This is a genomic window from Formosa sp. L2A11 (assembly GCF_009796865.1).
GTDB lineage: Bacteria > Bacteroidota > Bacteroidia > Flavobacteriales > Flavobacteriaceae > Formosa.
This window is the reverse complement of sequence record NZ_CP047028.1, coordinates 2,273,071-2,299,471: the sequence shown is the minus strand read 5'-3', so window position 1 is coordinate 2,299,471 and position 26,401 is coordinate 2,273,071. Positions and strand designations below refer to the sequence as shown.

16 protein-coding genes and 3 tRNA genes are annotated in these 26,401 nt (G+C 31.7%); 8 read left to right on the top strand and 11 right to left on the bottom strand.

The window, feature by feature from the left end; genetic code table 11:
• Positions 1 to 26: 26 nt before the first annotated feature.
• From GQR95_RS09980 to GQR95_RS09970, 3 genes are all read left to right on the top strand, one after another.
• A tRNA-Lys gene (locus GQR95_RS09980) sits at positions 27 to 99 on the top strand.
• Positions 100 to 158: 59 nt separating this feature from the next.
• Positions 159 to 243 (top strand) — tRNA-Leu (locus GQR95_RS09975).
• Between the two features lie 218 nt (positions 244 to 461).
• A tRNA-Lys gene (locus GQR95_RS09970) sits at positions 462 to 534 on the top strand.
• A gap of 72 nt (positions 535 to 606) precedes the next feature.
• Here GQR95_RS09970 and GQR95_RS09965 read toward each other — a convergent pair.
• The 7 genes from GQR95_RS09965 to GQR95_RS09935 all read right to left on the bottom strand — a co-directional run bounded on the left by GQR95_RS09965 (position 607) and on the right by GQR95_RS09935 (position 16,863).
• A complete protein-coding gene (locus tag GQR95_RS09965; protein ID WP_233265904.1) occupies positions 607 to 1,173 on the bottom strand; it encodes a TlpA disulfide reductase family protein in 567 nt (188 codons plus the stop codon).
• Positions 1,174 to 1,288: 115 nt separating this feature from the next.
• Positions 1,289 to 2,650, bottom strand: coding sequence for a spondin domain-containing protein (locus GQR95_RS09960; RefSeq protein WP_159023027.1), 1,362 nt, complete (start codon positions 2,648 to 2,650; stop codon positions 1,289 to 1,291).
• A gap of 106 nt (positions 2,651 to 2,756) precedes the next feature.
• On the bottom strand, positions 2,757 to 3,428 hold the full coding sequence (locus GQR95_RS09955) for a Crp/Fnr family transcriptional regulator (RefSeq protein ID WP_159023026.1): 672 nt from the start codon (positions 3,426 to 3,428) through the stop codon (positions 2,757 to 2,759).
• Positions 3,429 to 3,551: 123 nt separating this feature from the next.
• A complete protein-coding gene (locus tag GQR95_RS09950) occupies positions 3,552 to 5,825 on the bottom strand; it encodes an aconitate hydratase (RefSeq protein WP_159023025.1) in 2,274 nt (757 codons plus the stop codon).
• 276 nt (positions 5,826 to 6,101) lie between these two features.
• Entirely contained in the window at positions 6,102 to 8,465 is a 2,364-nt protein-coding gene (gene pbpC / locus GQR95_RS09945) for a penicillin-binding protein 1C (protein ID WP_159023024.1), read from the bottom strand.
• Positions 8,444 to 13,945, bottom strand: coding sequence for an alpha-2-macroglobulin (locus GQR95_RS09940; protein WP_159023023.1), 5,502 nt, complete (start codon positions 13,943 to 13,945; stop codon positions 8,444 to 8,446). The genes pbpC and GQR95_RS09940 overlap by 22 nt, the downstream gene beginning before the upstream one ends.
• Before the next feature lie 140 nt (positions 13,946 to 14,085).
• Positions 14,086 to 16,863, bottom strand: coding sequence for a bifunctional aconitate hydratase 2/2-methylisocitrate dehydratase (locus GQR95_RS09935; RefSeq protein WP_159023022.1), 2,778 nt, complete (start codon positions 16,861 to 16,863; stop codon positions 14,086 to 14,088).
• Positions 16,864 to 17,555: 692 nt separating this feature from the next.
• Here GQR95_RS09935 and GQR95_RS09930 point away from each other — a divergent pair.
• The 3 genes from GQR95_RS09930 to GQR95_RS09920 are packed head-to-tail and all read left to right on the top strand — an operon-like array spanning position 17,556 to position 19,380.
• Positions 17,556 to 18,137, top strand: a complete 582-nt coding sequence (locus tag GQR95_RS09930) for a carboxymuconolactone decarboxylase family protein (RefSeq protein WP_159023021.1) — start codon at positions 17,556 to 17,558, stop codon at positions 18,135 to 18,137.
• An 11-nt stretch (positions 18,138 to 18,148) separates the two neighbouring features.
• Positions 18,149 to 18,973, top strand: a complete 825-nt coding sequence (locus tag GQR95_RS09925) for a hypothetical protein (protein WP_159023020.1) — start codon at positions 18,149 to 18,151, stop codon at positions 18,971 to 18,973.
• A 23-nt stretch (positions 18,974 to 18,996) separates the two neighbouring features.
• The gene (locus GQR95_RS09920) at positions 18,997 to 19,380 is read left to right on the top strand and encodes a response regulator (protein WP_159023019.1); all 384 of its coding nucleotides are present in this window, start codon (positions 18,997 to 18,999) and stop codon (positions 19,378 to 19,380) included.
• A 62-nt stretch (positions 19,381 to 19,442) separates the two neighbouring features.
• Here GQR95_RS09920 and GQR95_RS09915 read toward each other — a convergent pair whose 3' ends face one another.
• From GQR95_RS09915 to GQR95_RS09900, 4 genes are read right to left on the bottom strand one after another with little or no spacing between them, the layout of a single operon-like run.
• On the bottom strand, positions 19,443 to 20,396 hold the full coding sequence (locus GQR95_RS09915) for a MoxR family ATPase (RefSeq protein ID WP_159023018.1): 954 nt from the start codon (positions 20,394 to 20,396) through the stop codon (positions 19,443 to 19,445).
• 2 nt (positions 20,397 to 20,398) lie between these two features.
• Entirely contained in the window at positions 20,399 to 21,868 is a 1,470-nt protein-coding gene (locus GQR95_RS09910) for a peptidylprolyl isomerase (protein WP_159023017.1), read from the bottom strand.
• Complete coding sequence (locus tag GQR95_RS09905; protein ID WP_233265903.1) at positions 21,831 to 22,682, bottom strand: peptidyl-prolyl cis-trans isomerase; 852 nt, start codon at positions 22,680 to 22,682, stop codon at positions 21,831 to 21,833. Before GQR95_RS09905 ends, GQR95_RS09910 begins: the two co-directional genes overlap by 38 nt.
• A complete protein-coding gene (locus tag GQR95_RS09900) occupies positions 22,683 to 24,638 on the bottom strand; it encodes a peptidylprolyl isomerase (protein WP_159023016.1) in 1,956 nt (651 codons plus the stop codon).
• Positions 24,639 to 24,920: 282 nt separating this feature from the next.
• Here GQR95_RS09900 and GQR95_RS09895 point away from each other — a divergent pair, with 282 nt between their 5' ends.
• Together GQR95_RS09895 and GQR95_RS09890 are read left to right on the top strand one after the other, a co-directional pair.
• The gene (locus tag GQR95_RS09895; RefSeq protein ID WP_159023015.1) at positions 24,921 to 25,154 is read left to right on the top strand and encodes a hypothetical protein; all 234 of its coding nucleotides are present in this window, start codon (positions 24,921 to 24,923) and stop codon (positions 25,152 to 25,154) included.
• A 101-nt stretch (positions 25,155 to 25,255) separates the two neighbouring features.
• Entirely contained in the window at positions 25,256 to 26,290 is a 1,035-nt protein-coding gene (locus GQR95_RS09890) for an AI-2E family transporter (protein WP_159023014.1), read from the top strand.
• The last annotated feature ends 111 nt before the right edge of the window (positions 26,291 to 26,401 follow it).

The window sequence follows — 26,401 nt, the reverse complement described above, 5'->3', positions numbered from 1 at the left end:
ACCCGCAATACGCAAACAATAACAATGACCTGGTAGCTCAGTTGGTAGAGCATCTCCCTTTTAAGGAGAGGGTCCTGGGTTCGAGCCCCAGCCCGGTCACAATAAAAAGGTTAAACAATTTTGTTTAACCTTTTTTTATTTTACCCCCTATTTATAATGCGCACGTGGCGGAATTGGTAGACGCGTTGGCTTGAGGGGCCAGTGTCCGTTAAGGACGTGGAAGTTCGAATCTTCTCGTGCGCACATTATAAAAACCTTATTTATTTTTTATTTATTTTTTCTGTCTGTGTAATTCCACGTAATAGAACAAGATAAAACACAAGTTTTCAAGCTCTTGAAAAACTGTTTTAAGAGCTCAAATTAAAAAATTAGAGAAGAAATTAATTTTTTATTAAAAAAAGGTTGTTTTATTAAATAAAGGTTGTATATTTGCACCCTCATTAAAGAGAAACAAAAACAATGACCTGGTAGCTCAGTTGGTAGAGCATCTCCCTTTTAAGGAGAGGGTCCTGGGTTCGAGCCCCAGCCCGGTCACAACAAGAAGGTTAAACATTATGTTTAACCTTTTTTTATGCGATATGGTTTTAGATGTGTTGCTTCTATTAATTACTCTAAAAGAAGAGCATCTATAGTTTCTCTTACTGTATTGCTATTCCAATCTGAAGCTCCTGTTTTATCTATAACAATGCGACCATCTTTACTTATTAATAGTGTTCTTGGTATTGTAGATGTGGTTAAAGCTTTAGGAATTGCAGAAATAGGCTGATGTATTGAAAGATTAAACTCTCGCTTTTTTAGAAAGGCTTCTATAACTGCTTTATCTTCATTCGAAACAAATAAAAACTGAACTTTATCTTTATAATCGTCATGCAGTTTTACCAAACTTGGCATTTCGGCAATACATGGCGGGCACCAAGTTGCCCAAAAGTTAACAAGTACCACTTTTCCTTCTGCCGACTTAAAATTAAAAGGAACACCGTTTAAATCGGTTAATTTCCATTGATACGAATCTATATGTTTCTGATCTGATTTATCTTCTACCGAAGGACTAATCATTGCTAATCCTTTTTGAAGAAAGACCTGTATGGGCTGTCTTGTTTGTGGTATTATCATCAATAAGATGAATACAGCAAAAATGATATTTGAAATTTTATTTTTTTTAGATTTCGACATCCGATCTTATAAATTGATTAAAAAAAAAGAAACGCATCATCTATATTAGATAATGCGTTTCAAATTTAATAACAAATTCTATATATGTTAAGAATTTTAGTTACTATTCTACTAACTAATTAGCTGTAATTGTTACTTTAAGAATTGTATTTACAGCTGGATATGTAAATCCGTCATTAACATTAGTTATAAGCATAACATCATTATTTTCGTCAACTCCAGTATTACCTTCTAATTGATTTGTTACTGTATTTGGTCCTATTGCAGGCTCTTCATTAACCTCTGTTCCTGCATCCCATAAATAAATACTACTTGTTACATCTCCGCTTACTGCTACTCCGTTTGCGTTAAAAAGTGCAATACCTTCGTCAGATGTTCCAATAAACACATCGTTAGTTGCTGCTAACATATTTACAAAAGATAAATTATCTCCTACTTGAGCATTAAAAGTAAATGAATAAGAACTTCCTGGTAAAATCGGACCTGGACTACTGCTTCCTACAGGTGTATTCATAATTGCTCCATCTGTAACACCAGATAAGTTTAATACATTTGCCCCTAAAGTCGCTGTATTTCCATCTTCTGCAATAGCTTCAACACCATTACCATAATCAACAATACCTTCTGTAAATAAAGGATTAGTTCCTCCTTCGTGTACAGCCCAAACTCCTGGAGATGCAGGATAAGTTACGCCTGTATTTTCTGCTGTATAAGCTCCTAAATTTGTTACATCACCATCTTCAGAAATGTTTTCAATACCTTGTCCAAAATCAGGTTCCCCTTCTGTAAATAAAGGGTTAGTTCCTCCATGAACTACATATACACCTGGAGAAAGTGGTGCTACTCTATCTCCTAAACTTGTAGATAATGTTGCATCTGCTAAGTCTTCAATACTAATTAAAAACTGAGTCCCTTCCATGTACGTTACAGTTACATTAATGATTTCGTTAACTTCAGGAAAATCAAAAGCGACACCATTAGTTACATTACTCATTAATAATACATTTCCGTTTTCATCTACACCTGTGTTTGGTCCAGATTGATTCGTTACTGTGTTTGGTCCTACAGCTGGTTCTTCATTTACTTCTGTTCCGGCATCCCAAAGATAAACTTGATCTGTAACGTCTCCAGAAATTGGATCTCCATTCTCATCATATAAAGCAATACCTTCACTTCCTGGTCCAAAAAAAGCATCGTTAGTTGCTGCTAACATCGTTGCAAATGATAAACTTTGACTTCTACCTGCATCTACTACAAATTCGTATTTTTTTCCTGGTGTTGCTGGTCCAGGACTAGAATCTCCAGTTGGTGTATTAAAAACTCCTGATTTTAAGAAGGCATTTACAGGTGCTATATTTTCAATAGTTACTGTAAAAGATCCATCTGTTGTTATGTTTGCATTTGAGTTATCATCATCGCTTGAACATGATATTCCAACAAGACCTAAAAAGGCTGCTCCTAAGACTAATTTTTTCATAATTTATTTTTTAAAATTTGGTTATTAATATTTACTGACGCAAATCTATAGGATAACAAGGACTTGTTTTGTTAGCTATCTAACACAAACGAAAAAAAAATAAAAATTATGCTGCTTTTTTATGAAGTCGAATCTCTTTACGATAAAAATCTAAGTAATTTTCTTCCTTTAATTCATTTAGAAGAATATTTAAAGTAGGTCTAGAAATACCTATTAATGAAGCAATATCACTTTGTGTATAATGATGTGTAATAATGGTATCTCCAGTTTCTTTACAACTATGTCCAGAATCTACACACAACTCATCTATGAATTCTTTTAATCTCGTTTTTGCATCTTTAAACAATAGTAATTGTAAGCGTCTTTCTAATTTTTTAAATTTGAAACCAATAAACTTATATACTTTAAAACTAAAAGACTGATTATCTTTCATTAAATTATACATAGTATCTACGCCTATTGGGCAAATAGAGGTTGTATTATCTAAAGATTGAGCAAATTCATCACGCTTACCTTCTCCTAAAATGGCTTTTTCTCCAAAAAGTTCTCCTTTAGACAAGATTGCTTTAACCACTTCCTCTCCATCTTCATTGTAATATCCTATTTTAACTTTCCCCTTTTCTATTAAAAAGATTTTATTAGAAGAATCTTCTTCAAAATAGATGTAGTCTTTCTTTTTATATCCTAAAAATGCATGCTCCTTTTTATAGGTTTTAACCTTATGTGGACATAACATTTGAAATAAATTGACATCTTCGAAAAACCAGACTGCACTCATATACTTAAGATATAAATTAATATAACTCTATAGTCGACCTTCTATTACCATCCTTACTTATGTCTTTAACAAAAAAAACTCCCAATAATGGGAGCTTTATATTTATAAAATGTTGAAAATTACTTAAGCAGAAGCATTTTCTTTTTTAATTAAGTTTAAAGCAGAACCTTCTTTATACCATGCAATTTGAGCGGCATTATAAGTATGGTTTGTTACAATAACATCTTTAGAGCCATCTGCATGAACAAATTCTAATGTTAATGGTTTGTCTGGAGCAAATTCATTTAAATCTAAGAAATTAATAGTATCGTCTTCTTGAATTAAATCGTAATCGGTTTCATTAGCAAATGTAATACCTAACATACCTTGTTTTTTAAGATTTGTTTCGTGTATACGCGCGAATGATTTTACTAATACTGCAGCAACACCTAAGTGACGTGGTTCCATAGCGGCATGTTCACGAGAAGATCCTTCTCCATAATTATGATCTCCAACTACAATTGTTTTTACTCCCGCAGCTTTATATGCTCTTGCAGCATCGGGAACACCTTCAAATTCTCCTGTTAATTGATTTTTTACAAAGTTTGTTTTTTTATTAAAAGCATTTACAGCTCCAATTAAACAATTGTTAGAAATATTATCTAAATGACCACGGAAACGTAACCAAGGTCCAGCCATAGAAATATGATCTGTGGTACATTTACCAAAGGCTTTAATTAACAATTTAGCATCTGTAATAGAATCTCCTAACGGTGTAAAAGGCTCAAGTAATTGTAAACGTTCGGATGTTGGAGACACAGAAACAACTATATCACTACCATCTTCATCTGGAGCTAAATATCCATTATCTTTGACTTCAAAACCTTTTGGTGGTAATTCCCATCCTGTTGGCTCATCGAACATTACTTCTTCCCCATCTTCATTAATTAATTTATCTTTCATTGGGTTGAAATCTAAACGGCCCGCAATGGCAATAGCTGCTACCATTTCTGGAGATGCAACAAAGGCGTGTGTATTTGGATTACCATCGGCACGCTTCGCAAAGTTTCTGTTAAATGAATGAATAATACTATTCTTAGGTGCGTTTTTAGGATCGCTATATCTTGCCCACTGTCCAATACATGGTCCGCAAGCATTTGTAAATATTTTAGCATTTAATTTCTCGAAGATTTCAAGAATACCGTCACGCTCTGTTGTATATCTTACTTTTTCTGAACCTGGATTAATACCAAATTCTGCTTTCGTTTTTAAGTTTTTATCTAAGGCCTGTTGTGCTATAGATGATGCACGAGATAAATCTTCGTAAGACGAGTTTGTACACGATCCGATTAACCCCCATTCTACTTTTAAAGGCCAGTCGTTAGCTTGTGCTTTTTCTGTCATTGAAGCACCAACTGGTGTAGATAAATCTGGTGTAAACGGTCCGTTTAATAATGGTGTTAATACAGATAAATCTATTTCAATAACTTCATCAAAATATGCTTTTGGATCTGCGTATACTTCTGGATCTGCTGTTAAGTATGATTTTACTTCGTTTGCAGCATCGGCAACATCGGCACGTTCTGTAGCACGTAAATAACGTTCCATAGATTCGTCGTAACCAAACGTAGATGTTGTTGCTCCAATTTCGGCTCCCATATTACAAATGGTACCTTTTCCTGTACATGACATAGATGTTGCACCTTCACCAAAATATTCTACAATAGCTCCTGTTCCTCCTTTTACAGTCAGAATATCTGCTACTTTTAAAATGACATCTTTAGGCGCTGTCCAACCCGATAATTTACCGGTTAACTTCACTCCTATTAATTTAGGAAATTTTAGTTCCCATGCCATACCTGCCATAACATCTACAGCATCTGCACCACCAACTCCAATGGCTACCATTCCTAATCCACCAGCATTAACGGTATGAGAATCGGTACCAATCATCATTCCTCCAGGGAATGCATAATTTTCTAAAACGACTTGATGAATAATACCTGCTCCTGGTTTCCAAAAACCTATACCATATTTATTAGACACAGACTCTAAGAAATCGAAAACTTCGCTACTTACATCGTTTGCGTGTTTTAAATCTGTTGAAGCACCATCTTTAGCTTGAATTAAATGATCGCAATGTACTGTTGTTGGTACAGCCACATTATCTTTTCCTGCTTGCATAAATTGCAATAATGCCATTTGTGCCGTTGCATCCTGACAAGCAATCCTATCTGGAGCAAAATCTACATAGTCTTTCCCTCTTGTAAATGCTTTATCAGGAGTCCCGTCCCATAAATGAGAATATAAAATCTTTTCAGAAAGCGTTAACGGTTTGCCTACAATGCCGCGTGCTTTCTCTACACGTTCCGCCATTTTGGTGTACACACCTTTAATCATGTCTATGTCAAATGCCATATTTCTTTTGTTTTTATGATTCGATATTTAATTACTCCAATATACGAAATGTAATATAACTATAAAAAAGTTTGTATTAAATAGAATGATTAAAGGAAAAATTTACTTCGTTTGAGTTAAAAGAGGGGCTATATGAAAATTAAAATATATTTACCAAGCAAATACATCTTAGATCACATTAACAATAGTTGAAAACAAAACAGATGACTTATATGATTCTCTATGTGATTAATTCTGCATCCGTAGAAGGTCAAAAATTGTAATTATTGAAGATTATTATTTTACAACAATTTTTTTCTGAATACTATTTCCTAAATGGTCTAAAACTGTAATAATATGGTCTCCTAAATTTAAATCAATAGCGACTTCATTAAAATTAGTAGTCGATTTTAAAAAAGTATCATCCAAATACCAATACAAAGTAGCATTCGCATCATTATGGGCTATTTTAAAAATCACCTTATTTCGTTCTCCAGAAATTCCTTTAGGAACTATAATGGTATTGGTATTTACAGGTTCTGAAAAAGCCATTATAGGTGTTGATTCACCCTTACAACCATCTCTTAAAGGAGGTACCGTTTTATAATCTACATTATTTTTCTTATAATACCAAGCCATTAAAGGCGGCAAAATAAATTGAGAGACTGTATTTATATTACTAAGTTTTTCACAAGACGTATTTACCTGATATGTTTTTGTTTGATCTAAATGAATTAATTTATGATACTTACATAATGAAGTTTCTAAACCTTTAGCAGGAATTTTTTGAATTGTATTCGGACAAATATCACTAGCTAATTGTCCGCTTTTAGTACATATTTTAGCATCAATTAAATCGTCATAAGGTGTAGAAAACCACTCCGATTTTGGTAGTATGTCAAACAAATCAAACATTACTGGAGCAGCAGCACTAGTCCCCGTTACACCAGGTCTTCCTTCTCCATCTGCATTTCCTACCCAAACACCTACCACATAATCTTTAGTTACTCCAACACTCCAAGCATCTCTATTTCCATAACTTGTCCCTGTTTTCCATGCAATTTCTTGTGCAGAATTATAATAACGCCAAGAATTATCTATACTAGGTCTATTGAGCTCTTTCATGGCTTCGAAACCAAAATAAATACTACCTGCATTGAGATGAGATTTATTAAAAGTTAAGGCTCCTAATTCAGCATTAAATGCTTTGTTATAATTGGGGTGTTGAAATTCGTTTACATAATACTGACTAGAATTTGAATTAAAATGAACAAGAGTTGATGCTAAATTACTGTATGCACCACAAATATCCCATAAATTACCTTCTGCTCCTCCAAGTATTAATGACAGTCCGTAATGATCTGCTCCTTTATCAATATTTGATATTGAGAGTGATTGTAAATCATCGTAAAAACGCGTTATACCATACGAATATAGCATTCTTACGGCTGGAATATTAAGGGATTTTGCTAAAGCTGATTTTGCTGAAACAGCGCCTAAATATTGTAGCGTAAAATTTTCAGGCTTATAATTACCAATTGTTGTAGGAACATCTGGCAATATTGTTTCGGGTAACAGCTCTCCTGCATCTAACATAGACATATACAAGAACGGCTTTAAAATACTTCCTGTACTTCTAGGCGCCGTAATTATATCAACATCTTTATGGTGTTCTTTGGTAGTATTTGTATTTCCTATATAACTTATCACCTTTTTAGTTTTTACATCTAAAATAAGAGCAGCCATATTATATACACCATTTTGAGATTGTAGCGTATAATGTTTATTTACTATTTGTAGTGCTAATTCCTGTACAGTAAGATCTATTGATGTTTTTACACGTTCTCCGATATTATTTTTCGCAACTCTTTGTAATAAGTGAGGCGCTATTTGAGGTAAGTTTTTGGGTTTTGTTGGAATTTCTTCTTCTATAGATAAATTATAAGTTGTTTGATCGATAATATGAGATTCTAACAACTTCTTTAATAACCGATTTCGTTTTTTTAAAAGTAAATCTGCATTTTTCCCTGGATATAATAAACTTGGAGCATTTGGTAATACTGCAAGCATAGCACTTTGTCCCCATGATAATTTTGTAGGAGCCACATTAAAGTATCTCCATGAAGCTGCTTCTAAACCAACCACATTACCACCATAAGGCGCATGTGAAACATACATTTTTAAAATTTTATCCTTTGAAAATTTTAATTCTAATCGTGTTGCCAAAATTAACTCTTTAAGCTTCTCGAAGTATGATCTTTTCTGTCCTTGTCTAGAAAGTCTGATAACTTGTTGGGTTATCGTACTTCCTCCTCTTACTGTTTTGTTTGCTTTTAAATTTGCTTTTAAAGCATTAAACATTGATACCGGATTAAAACCTGGATGCTGATAGAAATGTTCATCTTCAAATTGAACAATACAATGCTTAAATTTATTAGGAATAGAATCTAAATCAGGAAACCGCCATTGTCCATCATTAGCTATTAATGCCCCCAATAACTCACCATCTTTACTTTCTATTATAGTTGAATTAGGCGTATTAAACAGTTTTTCAGGAAGACAAAAAATATAACATAGGCTTAAAACAACTATAAAAATTGCTTTAAACCTATGCTTTTTTAAATATATCTTAAGCTTATTTATTCTATTACTTGTACCCATTGTCCTTTTGTACGTGCAAAGAAACCATTATCATACATGGCTTCAACCTGCATACCTGGTAAATAATAGCTACCTAGATACGATGCATTTAGCAGGACTTTAAAGTTTTTAGTTTCATTAGACTTTAAATCAAAATAATAATTAACTCTATCGTCTCGTACATCTTCATATGTAATCTTACTATTTCTAGAATTATTAACATTAAATCTTGTATTTATAATTTCCCATCCTGAAGGGAATAAAGCACCTAAAGCAACATCATCTACAGCTAACTGCTTATTATTTTTTAAGGTAATATTCGCAACAAAATTAGTCCCTTGCTGAATTTTATTGACATCAATAATTTTACCAGATCTATCTGTAAAACTCATAGTCACTGAAATATTTTTTTCAATAACCTTTTCATTCCCTATTGGTAGAATTCCACTATTTAATAAACGCACATAAACAATATTATCTTTATTGTTCTTAATTTGAATTGTATTCTTACCTGAATTCACATTAAAGTTATCTAAAACTATAGCTTTATCAGAACTTATAATTTCTTGTTTTTTACCATTAAATTTATAGCTAATACTAATCCCATCGTTACCAATAAACTTAGCATATTTAGACATAGCTAAAAGGCAATATGAAGTAGTTTGCGTACTCATATAGGTTTCACTTGTTAATGATGAAGCAATAATATCTGCAATTTCTTTTGCTTTTAATTCTTCATCTAACAAAATATACGTTTCTAAAAACATTGCTAGGTTTCTTAATTCAGAACCATAATTATTTTCGTTTTTAGCAGCTATTTCTAAATCACCATAATAACTATAATCAGCTATTAATTCTTTAGCAACCTCTTTTTTACCTGTTATAGCATAAGTTGCAGCAAGTCTTAATTTCGCTAAAACATTTAAGTTACCTTGAAGCGCAAGCTCTCTTAGTCTATTCATGGATGATTTGTCTGGATTTCTAGCCAATGCCAACGTATACAAACGATATGCTTGTGCTAATTGATTACCGTTAGAACTCCAACCTTCTGAAGCTTTCTTTTGATAATTTATCCACTTCGTTTTAAAGTCAATAGGAAGTACAAAACCTTTTTTCTCTGCTTCTAAGAAAAAATGTCCGACGTAACTTGTAGACCAATCGTTTACAGTATTCTGATTTTGCCAATATGAAAAACCACCGCTAGATTTCTGAAATTTTGATAATCTATCAATAGCAGATTCTATATTTTTTTGAGTTTCTTCTTTTTTACCTTCCGATATTTTAAAAACATCATTCAAATATAATTGAGGAAAAGCACCAGATGTGGTCTGTTCTACACAACCATGAGGATATGCAATTAAATACTGTAATCTCCCTGTAAAATCTATAGATTGAAAACTAGACAATTCTAACTGTGCCTTATTCGTATCAATAACTCCAAAAGTATTAAAATTTAAAGTTTGTGATGCGTTAGGTTGTAATACAATATCTGTTGCTTCAATACTTTCTGGATTCGGATTAAAAGCATTTAATTCTAAATTATAAGAAGCCTGTTCTCCATGGCCACTAACTTTAACATCTATTTTTCCAACCCCTTCTTTAAGAACTTCTACATCAAAATAAGCCATTTTTTCGTCTGGACTAGAATATGTAATTGTTTTAGAAGATGCACCAATAACTTTAAAAACATCATTGGATGTGATAGATACTTTTACTGTTTTAATTTTGTTTTCTAAAGCAAAAACAGTGATTGGAATTCTAACTTTTTCTCCAGGAACTACTTTTCTTGCCATAGATGCTAAAACCATTAACGGTTTTCTAACAGGTGTTGCTTTTCCAGCACTTCCATAAGCTTCTGTCTCTGGATTATGAGCAACCACCATTGTTTTAACAGAACCAATGTATTTAGGTATTTTAATATGATGTGTCTTACTACCATTTTTATCTAATTGAAAAGGGCCTTTATAAATAACGACAGGCTTAAACCTATTTGCTTTTTGATTTTTACTACCAGCAAGCATGTCATCCCCACCAATACTAAATACCTGATTAATGTTTCCTCCAAAAGCGCCTATAATCTCATCGTACACATCCCATGTTTTTACTCCCAGGGCTTCTTTTCTATAGAATGTAGACCAAGGATCGGGTGTTTTAAATCGTGTAAGATCTAATAAACCTTCATCTACAATAGCAATAGAATACGTCATCGCTTTTCCGTTTTCTTCACTAATTTTCGCGGTAACCTCTTCCTCTGGCTCTAAAACATCAGGCATACTAATTACAGGCAGAAGCTTTGTTTCTGGATTTTCTATAGCTATACCCGTAATACCATACATTCTAATTGGTAAATCGTTTTTTGTATTATTATGATTTTGCAATAAACTAATGTTTATAAACACATTAGGGGTCATCTCTTTAGTTATTGGCAATTCAAATTTAGTATCGCCTTTGCTTGCCTTAACCCAAAAACCTTTAAGCACTCCGGTTCCGTTTTCTAAGGTTACCAATGCTCTTCCAGAACCAGATGATGGAAATGTAACTGTTGCTGTTTCTCCTACTTGATATTTTTCTTTATCGGTAGAAAAAGAAAGCATTGTTGCAGAAGACGGATCTCCTTTTCTTGCTTTTCCAGCCCAACCTGGCCAATCTACAAATATCATTTCAGCTGTTGAATGTCCAGACTCTTCATTTGTAACATACACCAAATAACTTCCCCATTCAGGATATTTCAATTCAAACTCAAATGTTCCTTTTCCGCTAGCATCTGTAGAAATGTGTGTTGTAAATTCTTCGTTTTTGCTAGAACTTGTATCAAAAGATGATAAGTTATCTTCATCTTCATTCCACCACCAATTACTATTAACTTTGTAAATCGCTACTTTTAAATTTTTAACCGCTTTTGGTTTTCCATAAGCATCAACCGTAGCAACTTCAAATTTATGTTTTGTATCGGTAAGCAACATGTTTCTTGAGGCATCTCCTTTTGGAGTAAGTAAACCAACATAAGATGTATACGATGCATAATTTACTGCAAAAGCATCTGAACTAAAATCGCCACCTTCTTCGTATACCTTAGATAAAAATGTGGCTCTTAGAAGTCCCGAAGGACTGTTTTTTGTATTTGGTTTAAATGTAAATTGCGCTTTACCACTTTGATTTACCTTACCATCGAAAACGATTTTTTCTTGAGAGGTAAATGTTTTTGTAGGATCGTCAAACTCAAAACCAGGAAATGCTTTAAATTCTGTTTTAATAGGGTTAAAACTAACTGTTATGTCTGCTTTTAAATCTTTAGCAATGGCTCCATGTAACCACAAAGCCTCAAGGTTTCCTGTTACCAATTTGTTAGCAGTAATTAAATCTTCATCTAAAGACGTTTTAATTTTTAGCCTATTAGGTTTTATAGTTTCTATTTTTAAGACTTTAGTAAAATTAGCACCTCCAACACTTACTTTGGCCATCCAAGACCCCGTATAATCATCTGGATCTGTTGGAACTGTAAAGCGATAAAAATTATTTAAGCCTTGAGTACTTATTTCAGAAGAATACAAGTTTCCATATGGATTATAAACTTCTAATTTAACAGGATGATTATCTGGTAATTTATTGTTTTTGTCATTTAACATAAATGATAGATGAATGGTATCTCCAGGTCTCCAAACACCTCTTTCGCCATAGATAAACCCTTTTAAACCACGTTTTAATTCGGCTCCAGAAACATCAAACTTACTTACAGACAAAGCCTTACCATCATTCAACCGCACATACGTACTAATTTTATTTTTAGTGACGATTACAAAATAGGCTTTAGCTCCAGCTGAAAAAGTGAGTTTCCCTTCACTATCTGTATTTTGGCGACCAATTAATTGCTGTTGGTAATTATAAAACTTCACATCTGCATCTGCAATTGGATTTGTATTTACAATATCACTAACAGCAACAAAATATGTATTTTCTTTACCTTCTTTTACAATTACTCCAATATTAGATGCTAATATATTTGAGCTCACTTTTTTATTTAAATAGTATGAATTTTCACATGGATTATCTGAATCTCTCCAACTATAATCTTCATAATAATATGAAGAATCCCAATTACTAAATTCAGCTTCTTCTTGATCATAATTAGTGATTTCTTCTTCTATAAGTTCATCATCTTCATTTTCACATTTATAATTTGAATAGCTTTTTTTAAAGCTAAGTTCTACTCTGTAAATGGCTCCAGGGTCTGGATTTATAATGTCTTTTAAATCTACAGAATAGGCCTTCCAGTTAGAAAGATCCTCACCAGAACTGCTTAAATTAATTGTTTTTTTAGCTATAGGTCTTGCTACTCTTAAAAGCTCCTCACTCCCCCCCAACTCATTATTTTGTAAAAACTGTAATACATTGTCTTCAAAAATTTTAATAATAGTAACATCAACTGCTTTTAGATTAACAGCTTCAAAGTTAAATTTTAAGTTTTCTGAATTGGGAAGTATGGTTCCGTTTTGTAATAATCTGACTTGTGGTTTTATCTCTTCAAAAGTAATATCTTGTGTTACATTACTTTTTAATGCATTTCCATAACTACTTTTTACGCTTCTGTGTATTGTAAGAGTTTTAGTATCCTCAATATCATTAACATATACTTTAACAATATTGTTATTCTTAGAAAAAGAAAGATTGTATTGGTCTTCTATCGTTATTAAACCATCTAAATTTTGATTGCTATTAACAGGGTCTGAGAAGTTAATTTCTATGTATTTACTCTCTTCATCAAATACATTTATACCAATGACTTTAAAATTATTTTTTCCTGGTATTTCATAACTATAATCACCTTGAGTTTCAATATCAAAATCACTACCATCCCATTCTATTTCTATTTCAGAATCAGTTTCAAAACGTTGAATGCTATCTATTTTAAACTTAAAATATTTACCATCAATATTCTCGTTTTCAATTTTAAAAGGTAAAATTTTACCTTTTTGCTTTACGGTAACTAGTTTTCTTGCGGTTGCTGTTAAGATTTCATCACTGGATTTTATAATCCCATTTAAATACTGCCAATCTCTAGAATAACTTTGCAGATTATTTGTAGTGACTTGAAAGTCTTGTTTTATGGTTTTAACATCAAAAATAAAAGTCTTAAATTCATTACTAACATCTTGTAATGCTCCTAAATCTAACTCAAAAGTATACCTCGTATCTGAATCGAATCGTTCATTAGGTATAAACGTAATAGTTCTATTATTAAGAGCCATTACTTTTCCTGAAATTTTAGGGGAAACACTAAGAATACTATTATCTAATTCTACCTCTGGAGACACATCTTTCATCGGGTTAATTAGCACAATCTTAATGTGCTCTTTTGTTGATATTACTCCAGATGAAACTTCAAAAATATGATCTTTAAATTTTTGAATATTGCTTAAAGACACACTAGGTTTGTCTTTACATCCTACAAATAAAATAAAACAAATAAATAATAATAAAGACGTATTCTTTTTAGTTAGCATATTTTATGTTTGAAAATTTCGAGCAAATCTATAAAAAAAATATTTGTCAAAATATTTGTTAAAATTTTATTAATATATTAATCATAACAAAAAGCCCGAGTCTAAGACTCGGGCTTTTTGTTATGATTAAAATCTACTAATTAGATAGATAATAATTTACTTGAAGGCTTAAACTTCGTCAAGTTAATTCCTTCTACAGCTTCTTGATATTCTGCTAAATTAGGTGTTCTACCTAAGATTGTAGATAATACTACAACTGGAGTTGAAGATAATAAAGATTCCCCTTTTTTCTCTCCTGAATCCTTAACAACACGTCCTTGGAATAAACGTGTAGATGTTGCCATTACCGTATCTCCTGGTTCTGCCTTTTCTTGGTTACCCATACAAAGGTTACATCCTGGACGCTCTAAATATAGCATATTTTCGTATCCTGTACGAGCTACTGCTTTTGGATCGTTATCATCAAATTCGAAACCTGAATATTTTTGTAAAACTTCCCAGTCTCCTTCTGCTTTTAACTCATCAACAATGTTGTAAGTTGGAGGTGCAACAACTAAAGGTGCTTTAAATTCAACTTTACCTTTTTGTCTCTCAATGTTTTTCAACATTTGAGCTAATATTTTCATATCGCCTTTATGTACCATACAAGATCCTACAAAACCTAAATCTACTTGCTTCGTTCCGCCGTAGAAAGATAATGGTCTAATTACATCGTGGGTATAACGTTTAGAAACATCGTCGTTATTTACATCTGGATCTGCAATCATTGGTTCAACGATTTGATCTAAATCTACGACAACTTCTGCTTCATACTTCGCATTAGTATCTGGTCTTAACGCTGGTTTAATTCCAGTTTTAAGTTCTGTAATTCTAGTTTCAGCTTTTTCAACTAAACCTTTAAGCACTTGACCAGCATTGTCCATTCCTTTATCAATCATGATTTGGATACGACCTTTTGCAATCTCTAAAGATTCGATTAAGGTTTCATCTTCAGAAATACAGATAGATGCTTTCGCTTTCATCTCTGCAGTCCAGTCAGTAAATGTAAAGGCTTGATCGGCAGTTAATGTTCCAATATGAACTTCAATAATTCGTCCTTGGAATACATTTTCTCCACCAAATTGCTTTAACATTTGTTGTTGTGTAGCGTGTACAACATCACGGAAATCCATATATGATTTCATTTCACCTTTGAAGGTTACTTTTACAGACTGCGGAATTGGCATTGAAGCCTCACCTGTAGCCAATGCTAAGGCAACTGTTCCTGAATCTGCACCGAAAGCCACACCTTTAGACATACGTGTGTGAGAATCTCCACCAATAATGATGTCCCAATCTCCTACAGTAATATCGTTAAGTACTTTATGAATCACATCCGTCATTGGGAAATATTTCCCTTTAGGATCACGACCAGTAATTAAACCAAAGTCGTTCATAAAGCTCATTAATCTTGGTATGTTTGCTTTAGATTTATTATCCCAAACAGAAGCTGTATGACAACCTGATTGGTAAGCACCGTCTACAATTGGAGAAATCACTGTAGCAGCCATCATCTCTAATTCTTGAGAAGTCATTAAACCTGTAGTATCTTGAGATCCTACAATGTTAACTGTTACACGAACATCTGATCCTGCATGTAATATTGCTCCTGGCGTTGTACCAACAGCATTTTTGTTAAATATTTTTTCAACAGCAGTTAATCCTTGACCTTCAATTGTAACTTCTTTTGATGGTGCGTATACTGGTACAACATCTACACCTAATACTTTAGATGCAAATGTTTGTAATTTTTTACCGAAAACAACAGCATAAGAACCACCTGCTTTCATGAACTCCATTTTTTGTGGTGTAAATGCTGCAGAAATGTCTTTTAATTCTGTATCTCCGTTATATAATTTTTTCTCTTTTGTATTAATAGTAAGTACAGTTCCAGTTGCAACAGAATACTCTTCTTTTAAAATAGGGTCTCCCTCTTTATCACGAATTGTGTTTCCTTCAGCATCTTTTTGTTGTACCCAGTTTTTAAGGTCTAAACCAATACCTCCAGTTACACCAACAGTTGTTAAGAAAATTGGAGAAATACCGTTAGTTCCAGCAATTACTGGAGCAATATTAATAAAGGGTACGTATGGACTAGATTTAATTCCTGTCCATAACGCCACGTTGTTTACACCTGACATTCTAGAAGATCCAACTCCCATTGTTCCTTTTTCAGCAATTAACATCACACGTTTATCAGGATGTTGTGCTTGTACAGCTTTTAATTCTGCTTGTTGTTCTTTATTGTGTTCAAATAAACACTGACCGTGTAATTCTCTATCTGAACGTGAGTGTGCATCACCTCCTGGAGATAATAAATCTGTAGATATATCACCAACTCCTGCAATAAATGTTACTACATCTATTTTTTCGTCAATTTCTGGAAGCTTAGTAAAAAACTCTGCTTTAGCATAGCTTTCTAATAATTCTTTTGCAATAGCACTTCCATCAGTATAAGCTTTTTCTAAACGAGCCGTATCTGCTTCGTAAAGGAATACTTGTGTTTTTAAAACCTCTGCAGCTTGTTTTGCTAATGCAGCATCTTCACCTAAAGCTAAATCTAACAATACTTCTACAGAAGGTCCTCCCTTCATGTGAGATAATTGTTCTAAAGCAAAAGCAGGTGTAATTTCTTTAACTACAGAATCACCAAGGATAATTTCTTTTAAGAACTTCGCTTTAACACCAGCAGCAGCAGTTGTTCCAGGTAAAACATTATAGATAAAAAAGTTAAGAGAGTCTTCTCTATACTCATTATCTAAATCTTTAATTTGTGCAATGATTTCGCTTAACAATTCAGCACCATCAATTGGTTTTGGATGAAGCCCCTGCCCTTTACGCTCTTCAATCTCCTTAATATAATCCTTATAAGTAGTCATAAATAATATTTTTTTTGTCAATATTAAATTAGTGTAAGTTTATAAAACAATAATTAGTATATAAATTTTATTCCCCTATTTCTATAAAATGTAATAAGTTATTTCTTCATTTGTTTCTTAATCCGTTAAGTAAAATTAGAACGAAATCGATATAATAATTTCTTCATATTCATAATTATCACTTTATCTTTTTAGCTAAAAGAGTCCATTATATACTATATTAAACTGTATAACAGTCTTAAAAGCAACTTTTAGCTCTAAAACAATACATTGTTGTCCTTATTCTGTATATGCCTTAACGCTATAAATATTAAATGATAGACAACGTCTTTAGAAAACTTTGCAAACATAAAAAATTTAACGCAAAGTTGTTAAAAGAAAGCTTGTAATACAATGCCTAATGATATTAAATTATTATAGTATCATCAAAATTTAGCATAACTACAATTATATTCAGCAATTAACACAAAAACTAATAAAATATTAACAAATAAAGATAAAATTGCTATTATTTATGAATATCTCTTTTTAAAACCACTCTAAATAACAAAATGTCTTAAAAAAAGGATAAGATAATTGAAATGAAATAGTTTTCAACTTAAAATAAATAAATATTATTCACTAACACACTATAAACTTGTTAATTACATAAAATTACTGTATAATTACCTTAACCAACAAAATATTAAATTATGTCCTCTCCCATAAGAAACAAGAGATACAGAATAGTATCCTACGAAGAAGCTATACCTAGTGTTAAAAAAATATACGACGATACCAAAAAAAAATTTCAACTTCCTTTTGTATTAAATTGGTTTAAATGCCAAGGAGATAATCCAACCTTATTAGCAGGAAATTGGGCAAAATTAAAGTCTACACTTATGGAAGGAGATATTCCTAAAGTACTTAAACAGCTAATTATATACAATGTATCTAAAGAAAGAGGTTGCGACTATTGCTCTAAAGCTCACGGTATTTTTGTAGATAGCTTGAGTGAAGAAATCTCTCCGAATAAAGACTTTATAGTTACAGAAAACATATACGCTACTATTATACCGGAAAGCTACAGAATAGCCGTAAAAGTAGTCACTAAGGCTGCCTTACACCATGCAGATATTACAGATTCGGATTTTCAAGAATTAGAAGATGCTGGTTTTGATTATGCTGAAATTCAAGAATTAATGGCTCAAGCAGATTTGGCTAATATGTTGAATACAATAGCCGATATTTCTGGAATTAAGATAGACAGTGAGTTAATAGAAGTGTGTTCTTAATAAATTGAAATTTGGATATATTATCAACAAAATATAGAATTACTTACGAAGCATTTTCTAAATTATCTGGGCGCATAAATAAAGCTAGAAATATTGAAGAACTTGTTTTAGTTATAAGTAAAAATTTAAAATACTTAATAGATTTTCGAGTTTTTAGAATGTCTATTGTATTGGATAATAATGCGCATTCTTTTTCTTTTTTTGCAAAAAATGGTTCGAAGTTAGAAATGAACAAACTATCTAGTTTTGAAACTAATTTATTAGAACATAAAATACCAATAAGACATTCTGTTATCCCAGATAAATTTAATGAGTTTATAGACACAACGCTATTAAACAATCCTGTTTTTTGGGGTTGGTTTATTGAGCGAGACACTCTAAATATAAGTGCAACAATACTTTCTGATGACATTAAAGTTTTTACAAAAATGGATATTGACATTATGCACTTACTAGTAGATAGCTTCTGTATTAAATATCAACAATTATATTTAAGCAAACAGCTAACACTAAAAAACAAAAGCCTTAAAAGTGCCCTTAAATTAATTGAAGAAAAAAAGAAAGAAATCGAAAAAATCTTGGGACAGCAGCAAAATGTTATAATAGATAAAACAAAAGAAGTAAAATTGAAAAACACGCAATTATTAGAAATCTCAAGTATTAACGCTCATAATTTAAGAGAACCTTTAAGTCGGATTTTAGGCTTAATCGAAATTTCTGAACATTACAATCCTGACCAACTAAATGAGCATATACTAAAACATATAAGAACTTCGGCGATAGATTTAGATAACGTTCTTAAAAAAGTTGTTAAGAAAAGTGAAAAACAGTATTAGAAACTCTATTTACAAGAAGAATAATGGATTTAAAAACATCTAATTTCAATGTTTTTTTAGTGGATGATCAGCCCATAACAAACATTGTTACAAAAAAACTTATTGAGGTTTCTGGATTATGCAATAACGTATATGATTTCACGAACCCGAAAGAGGCACTAGACTGTATTTGCGAACATAAACCAGACCTTATTCTTTTAGATTTGAATATGCCAAAAATAGATGGTTGGCAATTTTTAGAACAGCTAAATTTTAGAAAACATAAATCTAAAATTATTATTTTAACCTCAAGTACATGTGATTTTGATAAAGAAAAGGCTAAAAGCTACTTTAATGTTATTGATTTTTATGTTAAACCTTTAAACTTAAAAAGTACAATAGCTATTTTAACTAGCCTTAATAAATAATATCTTATTAAGATAAGAAAGCACAACACAATTTTTATTAATAATATGCTGTACGCACTAATTTAGAACAAGCTTTTAATAATTTTTTCTTCGGAAACACCTTCGGCTTCTGCCTTGTAGTTTTTTATGATACGGTGTCTTAATATCCCAAAAGCAACAGCTTGGACATCTTCAATATCTGGAGAGAATTTCCCACGTATAACAGCGTGAGTTTTAGCTGCTAAAATTAAATTTTGAGAGGCTCTAGGTCCTGCTCCCCAATCTAAATAATTTTTAACAATCTCTGGAGCAGATTCTGAATTTGGTCTTGTTTTTCCAACCATAGTTACCGCATATTCAATAACATTATCTGCAACAGGGACACGACGAATCAATTTTTGAAAATCGACTATTTCATCGGCATTAAATAATGGTTTTATAGTAACAATACGATCTGTAGTTGTAGCTTTAACAACCGCAACTTCTTCCTGAAATGTTGGATAATCTAAATGGATAGCGAACATAAAACGGTCTAATTGCGCTTCTGGCAAAGGATATGTTCCTTCTTGTTCTATGGGGTTTTGCGTTGCTAAAACAAAGTACGGTAAACTTAATTTATAATGTTGTCCTGCAACAGTTACAGAACGTTCCTGCATGGCTTCTAATAATGCTGCTTGCGTTTTTGGAGGAGTTCTGTTTATTTCATCTGCTAAAATAATATTAGAAAAAATTGGTCCCTTTATAAATTTAAAGTTTCTGCTTTCGTCTAAAATTTCACTTCCTAAGATATCACTAGGCATTAAATCTGGCGTAAACTGTATACGTTTAAAATCTAAGCCTAAAGCTTGAGAAATAGCATTTACCATTAAGGTTTTTGCTAAACCAGGAACTCCTATTAATAAAGCGTGACCGCCTGAAAACACAGAAATTAAAATTTGCTCTACGACCAAATCTTGACCAATTATAATCTTAGAGATCTCTGTTTTTAGAGCTTCAAATTTCTTAACAAATTGTTCTACAGCAGCAACGTCTGACATCTTTATTTTTTTAACCAGTTACTTGCAAATTCGCAATCTCTATAATCACCGTTTATTTTAATATACGTCTCAGAAATTGTTTCTTTCTGCCATTTTTCAACTGCTTTTAAACGTTTATCAGCTAAAGCTAAATCTTTAATTTTAAGATAATCTTGAGCATAATTAGCAACATGCTCGTCTACACGATCTGAAACTGTAAGAATTTTAAATTTTATTTTTCCAGTACGGTCTTGATCTTTTAAAACCTGACTGATTTCGTTATCTTTTAAATTTTGAATCTGTCCGTATAATTCTGGATCCATTTTAGTTAATTCAAAATTGTAATCTTGAGTAGATGGGTTAATTAATTGTCCGCCATCATATTTTGTTTCTTTCTCGTCGCTATATTTTTTAGCAGCTTCAGCAAAAGTAATTTCTCCACTCTCTAGTTCTGCTCTTACTTTTTCTATTTTCTCTTTAGCTTTAGCGATTTCTTGGTCAGATACTTTAGGCATCAATAAGACATGGCGTACATCGTATTCTTGACCTCTAATTTTTTCTAACATGATAATATGGTATCCATATTCTGTTGCAAAAGGTTCAGAAATTTCACCTTCTTTTAATGAGAAAGCGACTTGTCTAAATTCTTTTACCATTTTAGGACGCTTACGGTTTAAGGTATATAAACCACCATTAGAAATAGACGCTTTATCGTCTGTATACAATACTACTTTAGAACGGAAACTTGCACCGTTTTCAATAACATCTGCACGCATTTCTTTTAAACGCTCTATAACTTTTTCTTTCTCTGCTTCTGTTACTTGTGGCTCTACAACAATTTGAGCAACTCTTAATTCTGTTCCAAATGTAGGACGCTCGTCTTTAGGTACGTCATTAAAAAATACTCGAACTTCTTCTGGAGTAACTTCTACATCTTCAACAATTTTTTTCTGCATTTCTTGCGCTAGCTTCTGACTCTTGTTTACTTCAAACATTTCATCTCTTAAGCTTTGCTCGTCTTCTTTATTATACAGTTTTAATAAAGCATCCATAGAACCGTTAGTCTGTTGTAAAAACCCTTGTATTTGTTGGTCTACAAACGACTGAATTTCAATATCTGAAACCACTATACTATCCTGTACAGCTTGGTGTGCATATAATTTATCTTCTAATAGTTTTCCAAACAGTTCACAGTCTGAAAAATCTTCTGTATTTACACCTTGAGCTTGTAATTGTAATTTTGTTTTAACAACATCTGATTCTAAAACAATATATTCCCCAATTACAGCAGCAACTCCATCTATCTTTTTTGCTCCAGGAGTAACTAAAGAATCTTTAACCATTTTTGGTTCATTTACAACTTCTTTGGTTTCAGGAACTTCGTCTGGAATAATTTCTTGTGCAAACATGCCATTTGCACTTAAGATTAAGCTAAAAATTAAAGCTTGTTTGAGGTTAATTATAGATTTCAAATTGTTTGTTCTTAATTGCATCTTTTGTAATATCTTTTTCTAAATCTCTAATGAGTTCTAATTTTCTTTTATTAATCACGATTTGATCGATAGTGGGCTTAACGTACTCTAGTGGTGCCGTGCTCCCGCGTAATAAAACGTCATTAACGCGCATCAAATATACTCCTAAAGAATCTTTGAGCTGTATAAAATTAGATTTTTTTAACAGTTGTTCCCTATTTTCAAGCGAAACCACAGGAATCTTATTTAAAACTTGACTCACTTTTATCCAAATAGAATCGTTTAAAGCATAAGATTTAAATTGAATAGAAATAGAATCTAACTCTCTCTTATCCTCATTGTTAAACCGCTTAAATTTGGTTTGTAAGTCATTAAAATCTAACCGGTTTTCATCGATATTAATATATCTAAATTTAATAAGGTCTTCATTTAACTTAAAAGCTTCTAAATTGGACTTATAATAACGTGCTGCTTCCGAAAAAGACACTGTAGTATCGATACTACGTTTTACCAAAGCTTCTAAATATGCTTTAGAATATAAATCCCTTTTGTAGTTATTTACTAAACGCTGAAAATCGTCTAGTTTTGCTTCGTTTAAATTCCTTTTGGCGCCTTCTACTAATAACTCTTGCGTAGCCCAACGTGTAATAAAATTTTGAACTACAAGTGTGCTATCTTCCTTAGAGGTTCCTTCGTTAACCAAATCTTTTATATCTTCTTGATACAAATACGAGTCGTTAACACGAGCCACAGGAGTACGCGCATCTTCTTTTTCAAAAAGCTGGCACGAGGTTACACTTAGTAACACCAATACTATAATTATTCTGTTTTTCAATTATTGATTATTAATTTGATTTCTTACTTTAGTTAACACACTTTCATTAATAGATACTGTATATTTTGCATGCAAATCCTGTAACCAGATCTCTTCTTTATTATTCTGAAAATCGCTAATAACATTACCTTTTGCTTCTTCGAAAGACTTGAGTGTTTTTGGAAGCACTTGATTTACTTTGGCTACAATATAACCATCATTAAATTCATAAATATTAGACAAGCCTGTTTTACATTCAAAATCTGCAGGTAAACTTTGATTGTTTTCTTCTAAAATCCCTGTTGTAAACATAACATGAATTTCACCTTTTACATTAAGTTTAGTTTTAATGTCTTCTAAAGGCACATTCTTTTTTAATAGTTTAGAGACCTTTTTAATGTCCTTTCTTGTTACAGAAGCACCTACAATAGCATCTATTCTTTTGTTCCAAAAATAATTGTCTTTATGTGCCTCATAATAAGCTTCTACGGCAACAGTATCTTTCTGACCTGCATTCCAGATTTCGTTTTCCATTAAATCGAACAACAATAAACCGTCTCTATATTCGCCTACAATCTCTGCAAATTCTGGATTTTCTTCTTCTAAATGAGCATCTTGATAAGCATTAAGTTCTATATCTAAAAAAGATTCATAATTAATGTCTACAATTTTATCAAAAGTAACTTTATCTGAAAACAGCGCTTGGCGTTTTACTAAATAATCACCAAAATCTTTATATGTAAACGTTTTAGAACCTATAGTTAATAATGTTTTATCTGCTTTAAACCTAGAAGGCAACTCCCAAGTATGTTCGTAATACTTTTTATTTAAAATCTTAACAAAATAGGCTAACGCAGGCTGATTATCGGATACGTTATATCTCTCTTTTAAGTCCTGAATATGAGTTTCTTTAATACGTTTAGACCGACTGTCTAGTTTTACCTTTTCTTCTAATTCCGATTTTATATCTGCAAATGCAGGTACCGGTTTCTTGTCTAATAGTTTAATAATATGCCAACCAAAATCTGTTTTAAATGGTTTAGAAATTTGACCAACTAAGATTAAATTAAAAGCTTGCTCTTCAAATTCGCTAGACGATAATTGTCCCAAAGAAAAAGGCGCTAACTCCCCGCCTTTATCTGCAGAGCTTGAATCGTCTGAAAACTGTTTAGCCAAACTCTCAAAACTCTCGCCTTGATTTAACTTTTTATAAATATCGTTAATTCTAGCCTCTGGATTAGAAATGGTATCGCCTTTTTTGTTTTTGGCAACCATAATATGTGCGACCTGTACAGTCCCACGATCGGGACGTTTATCTAGAACCTGCACAACATGATATCCAAATCGTGTTCTAAATGGTTGAGACACATCGCCCACTTTAGTATTATAAGCTACGTTTTCAAAACTATATACCATTTTAAAAGCAGAGAAATATCCTAAATCTTCAGCAAAAACAGTTTTACCATCATGAACATCTTTTTTAACCTTATCGAAACCTTCATTTATTAAACGATTTCTTAGTTTAACGATTTCCATATAAGCCGCTAATGTATCTTGTGGAGAAGCGGTTTCGTCTATTCTAACTAAAATATGTCTTGCTTTAACATCTGTTTTAGTTCTGTTATAAGCTTCCTGAACCAACTCGTCTGTAACAGTATTATCTGTTAAATAATTTTGAGCTAATTGATTTCTATATGATTTTAATTCTCTCTTGTAAGATCCTTTTTCATCTAACTTTAAAGATTTAGCTTCTGCTAATTTTAGTTTATAATTAATGAATAATTGTAAATAAGCATCTACATCTTTTTGAGATTCATCTTTAACTAAATCTAAATTCTTGTTATAAACTCTAACAAATTCTGATGCGTATACTGGAGTTTGATCCACATTAAAAAGAATATCTTCAGAAGCAATTTGTGCTATACTTACAGTAGATACAATAAGTAAGAGCAACAACAAAACGGATTTCAATTTCATTATTTATAATTTAACTTAAGCAAAAATAGTAATATAAAACTATAATACAAGTTGCATTAACAAACGCAGGGTTAACAACTTTAGTATTTTTATTAAGATTTGATGTATTAAAAAACATCTAACAAACTTCAATATTTTATTATTTTAAATAACCACACTAAATATTAGCATAACAGACTACATAACAATCCTTTGACAGCATACATTTAAAACATGCAACAATATATAGCAAGAGATTATAATCTGATAAAGTAATTTGTACTTTTGTTAAAACTTTAACACATGCGACAATTAAAATTAATTTGGGATTTTCGAGGTCCACATGCCTTAAAAACAGCCCAACACCATGAAATTCATTTAAAAGAATATATAGAAACCGAACATTTAGATATTACTATAACCGGAAATTCTGCAATTAACGAAATGCATGCTATTGCTTTTTTAGTTGTTAATGAGTCTGATATGAAACCATTAAGAGATGCATTAAAGCCACACAGAGGAGAAGTTTACGTGTAAATATCACAAAATTTTATCATTATAATTATGATATTTTCACACATAAACTCTAAGGTTTTAAACTACATTTGCAAATCGAAATTTTTAAGTGCCTTTAAACTATGTTAAACGATAGACGAACAACTAATTTTCTCCTCCTTATTATAGTTATTCCATTAGTATTTTATTTACTAAAAATACTATCATTTATTTTTGTCCCGCTTATTTTTTCAATGTTCATCGCATTACTTTTTTTACCTATAATGAGATGGTTAACAAAGCGAAAATTACCTAATGCTGTAAGCATTGTGATAATTGTTCTTATTATTTTAGTATTCTTTAAATTGGCTGGCGATTTAATACAGTTATCTAGTAAAGAAATTCTATCTACAAGTGATGCTTTTATATTTAAAGCTGAACAAAAAATAAAACTCTTAATTGCGAGTTTAGAAAGCTTTTTTGGAACAGAATTAATTAATGATGACATTAGCATCTCTACACAGTTGTTAGATAAAAATACGCTTTTAAGTAATTTTGGACCAACCGTAAACTTTATTCGTACCACGTTAACAATGGTATTAATGACTGCTTTTTTTGTGGTTTTATGGTTAGCAGAATCTATAAACGTACACAAACTATTAAACAATACTATTTTAAGACAAAAACATACATCGGTTAAAACCTTTATGAAAATTGAAAAGGATTTAATTAAATTTATAAAAGTAAAGGTGTTTGTTAGTCTATTAACAGGAATTGGTACTGGTTTAGCGTGTTATGTCTTTGGGGTTAGTTTTCCTATTTTCTGGGTATTATTCGCTTTCATTATTAATTTTATACAAATGGTTGGCTCTTTTGTAACCGTAATCCTTTTATCTGTTTTTGCTTTTGTTGAAATAGAGATAGCCAGTACTTTAATTTTCTTTATACTTAGTATTACTGGTGTTCAGGTATTATTTGGAGCTATTTTAGAACCTGTATTTATGGGAAAATCTTTTTCTATAAATATTATTACCGTTTTAGTGATGTTAATGTTATGGGGCTTTATTTGGGGAATCCCTGGTTTAATTATGGCTATTCCAATTACTGTTTTTGTGAAAATTATATTAGAACAATTTCCAAGCACCAAACTTATTGCCGGTATTTTATCTAAAGGCTAATTGCTTCACTTTCTTTAATAAGGACTTGTAGACAAGCACATGATTGTTTTTTTAAATATGTATAAAGGTTAATTAACCCGTTTACTTATCAATAACATAGAGAATACATTC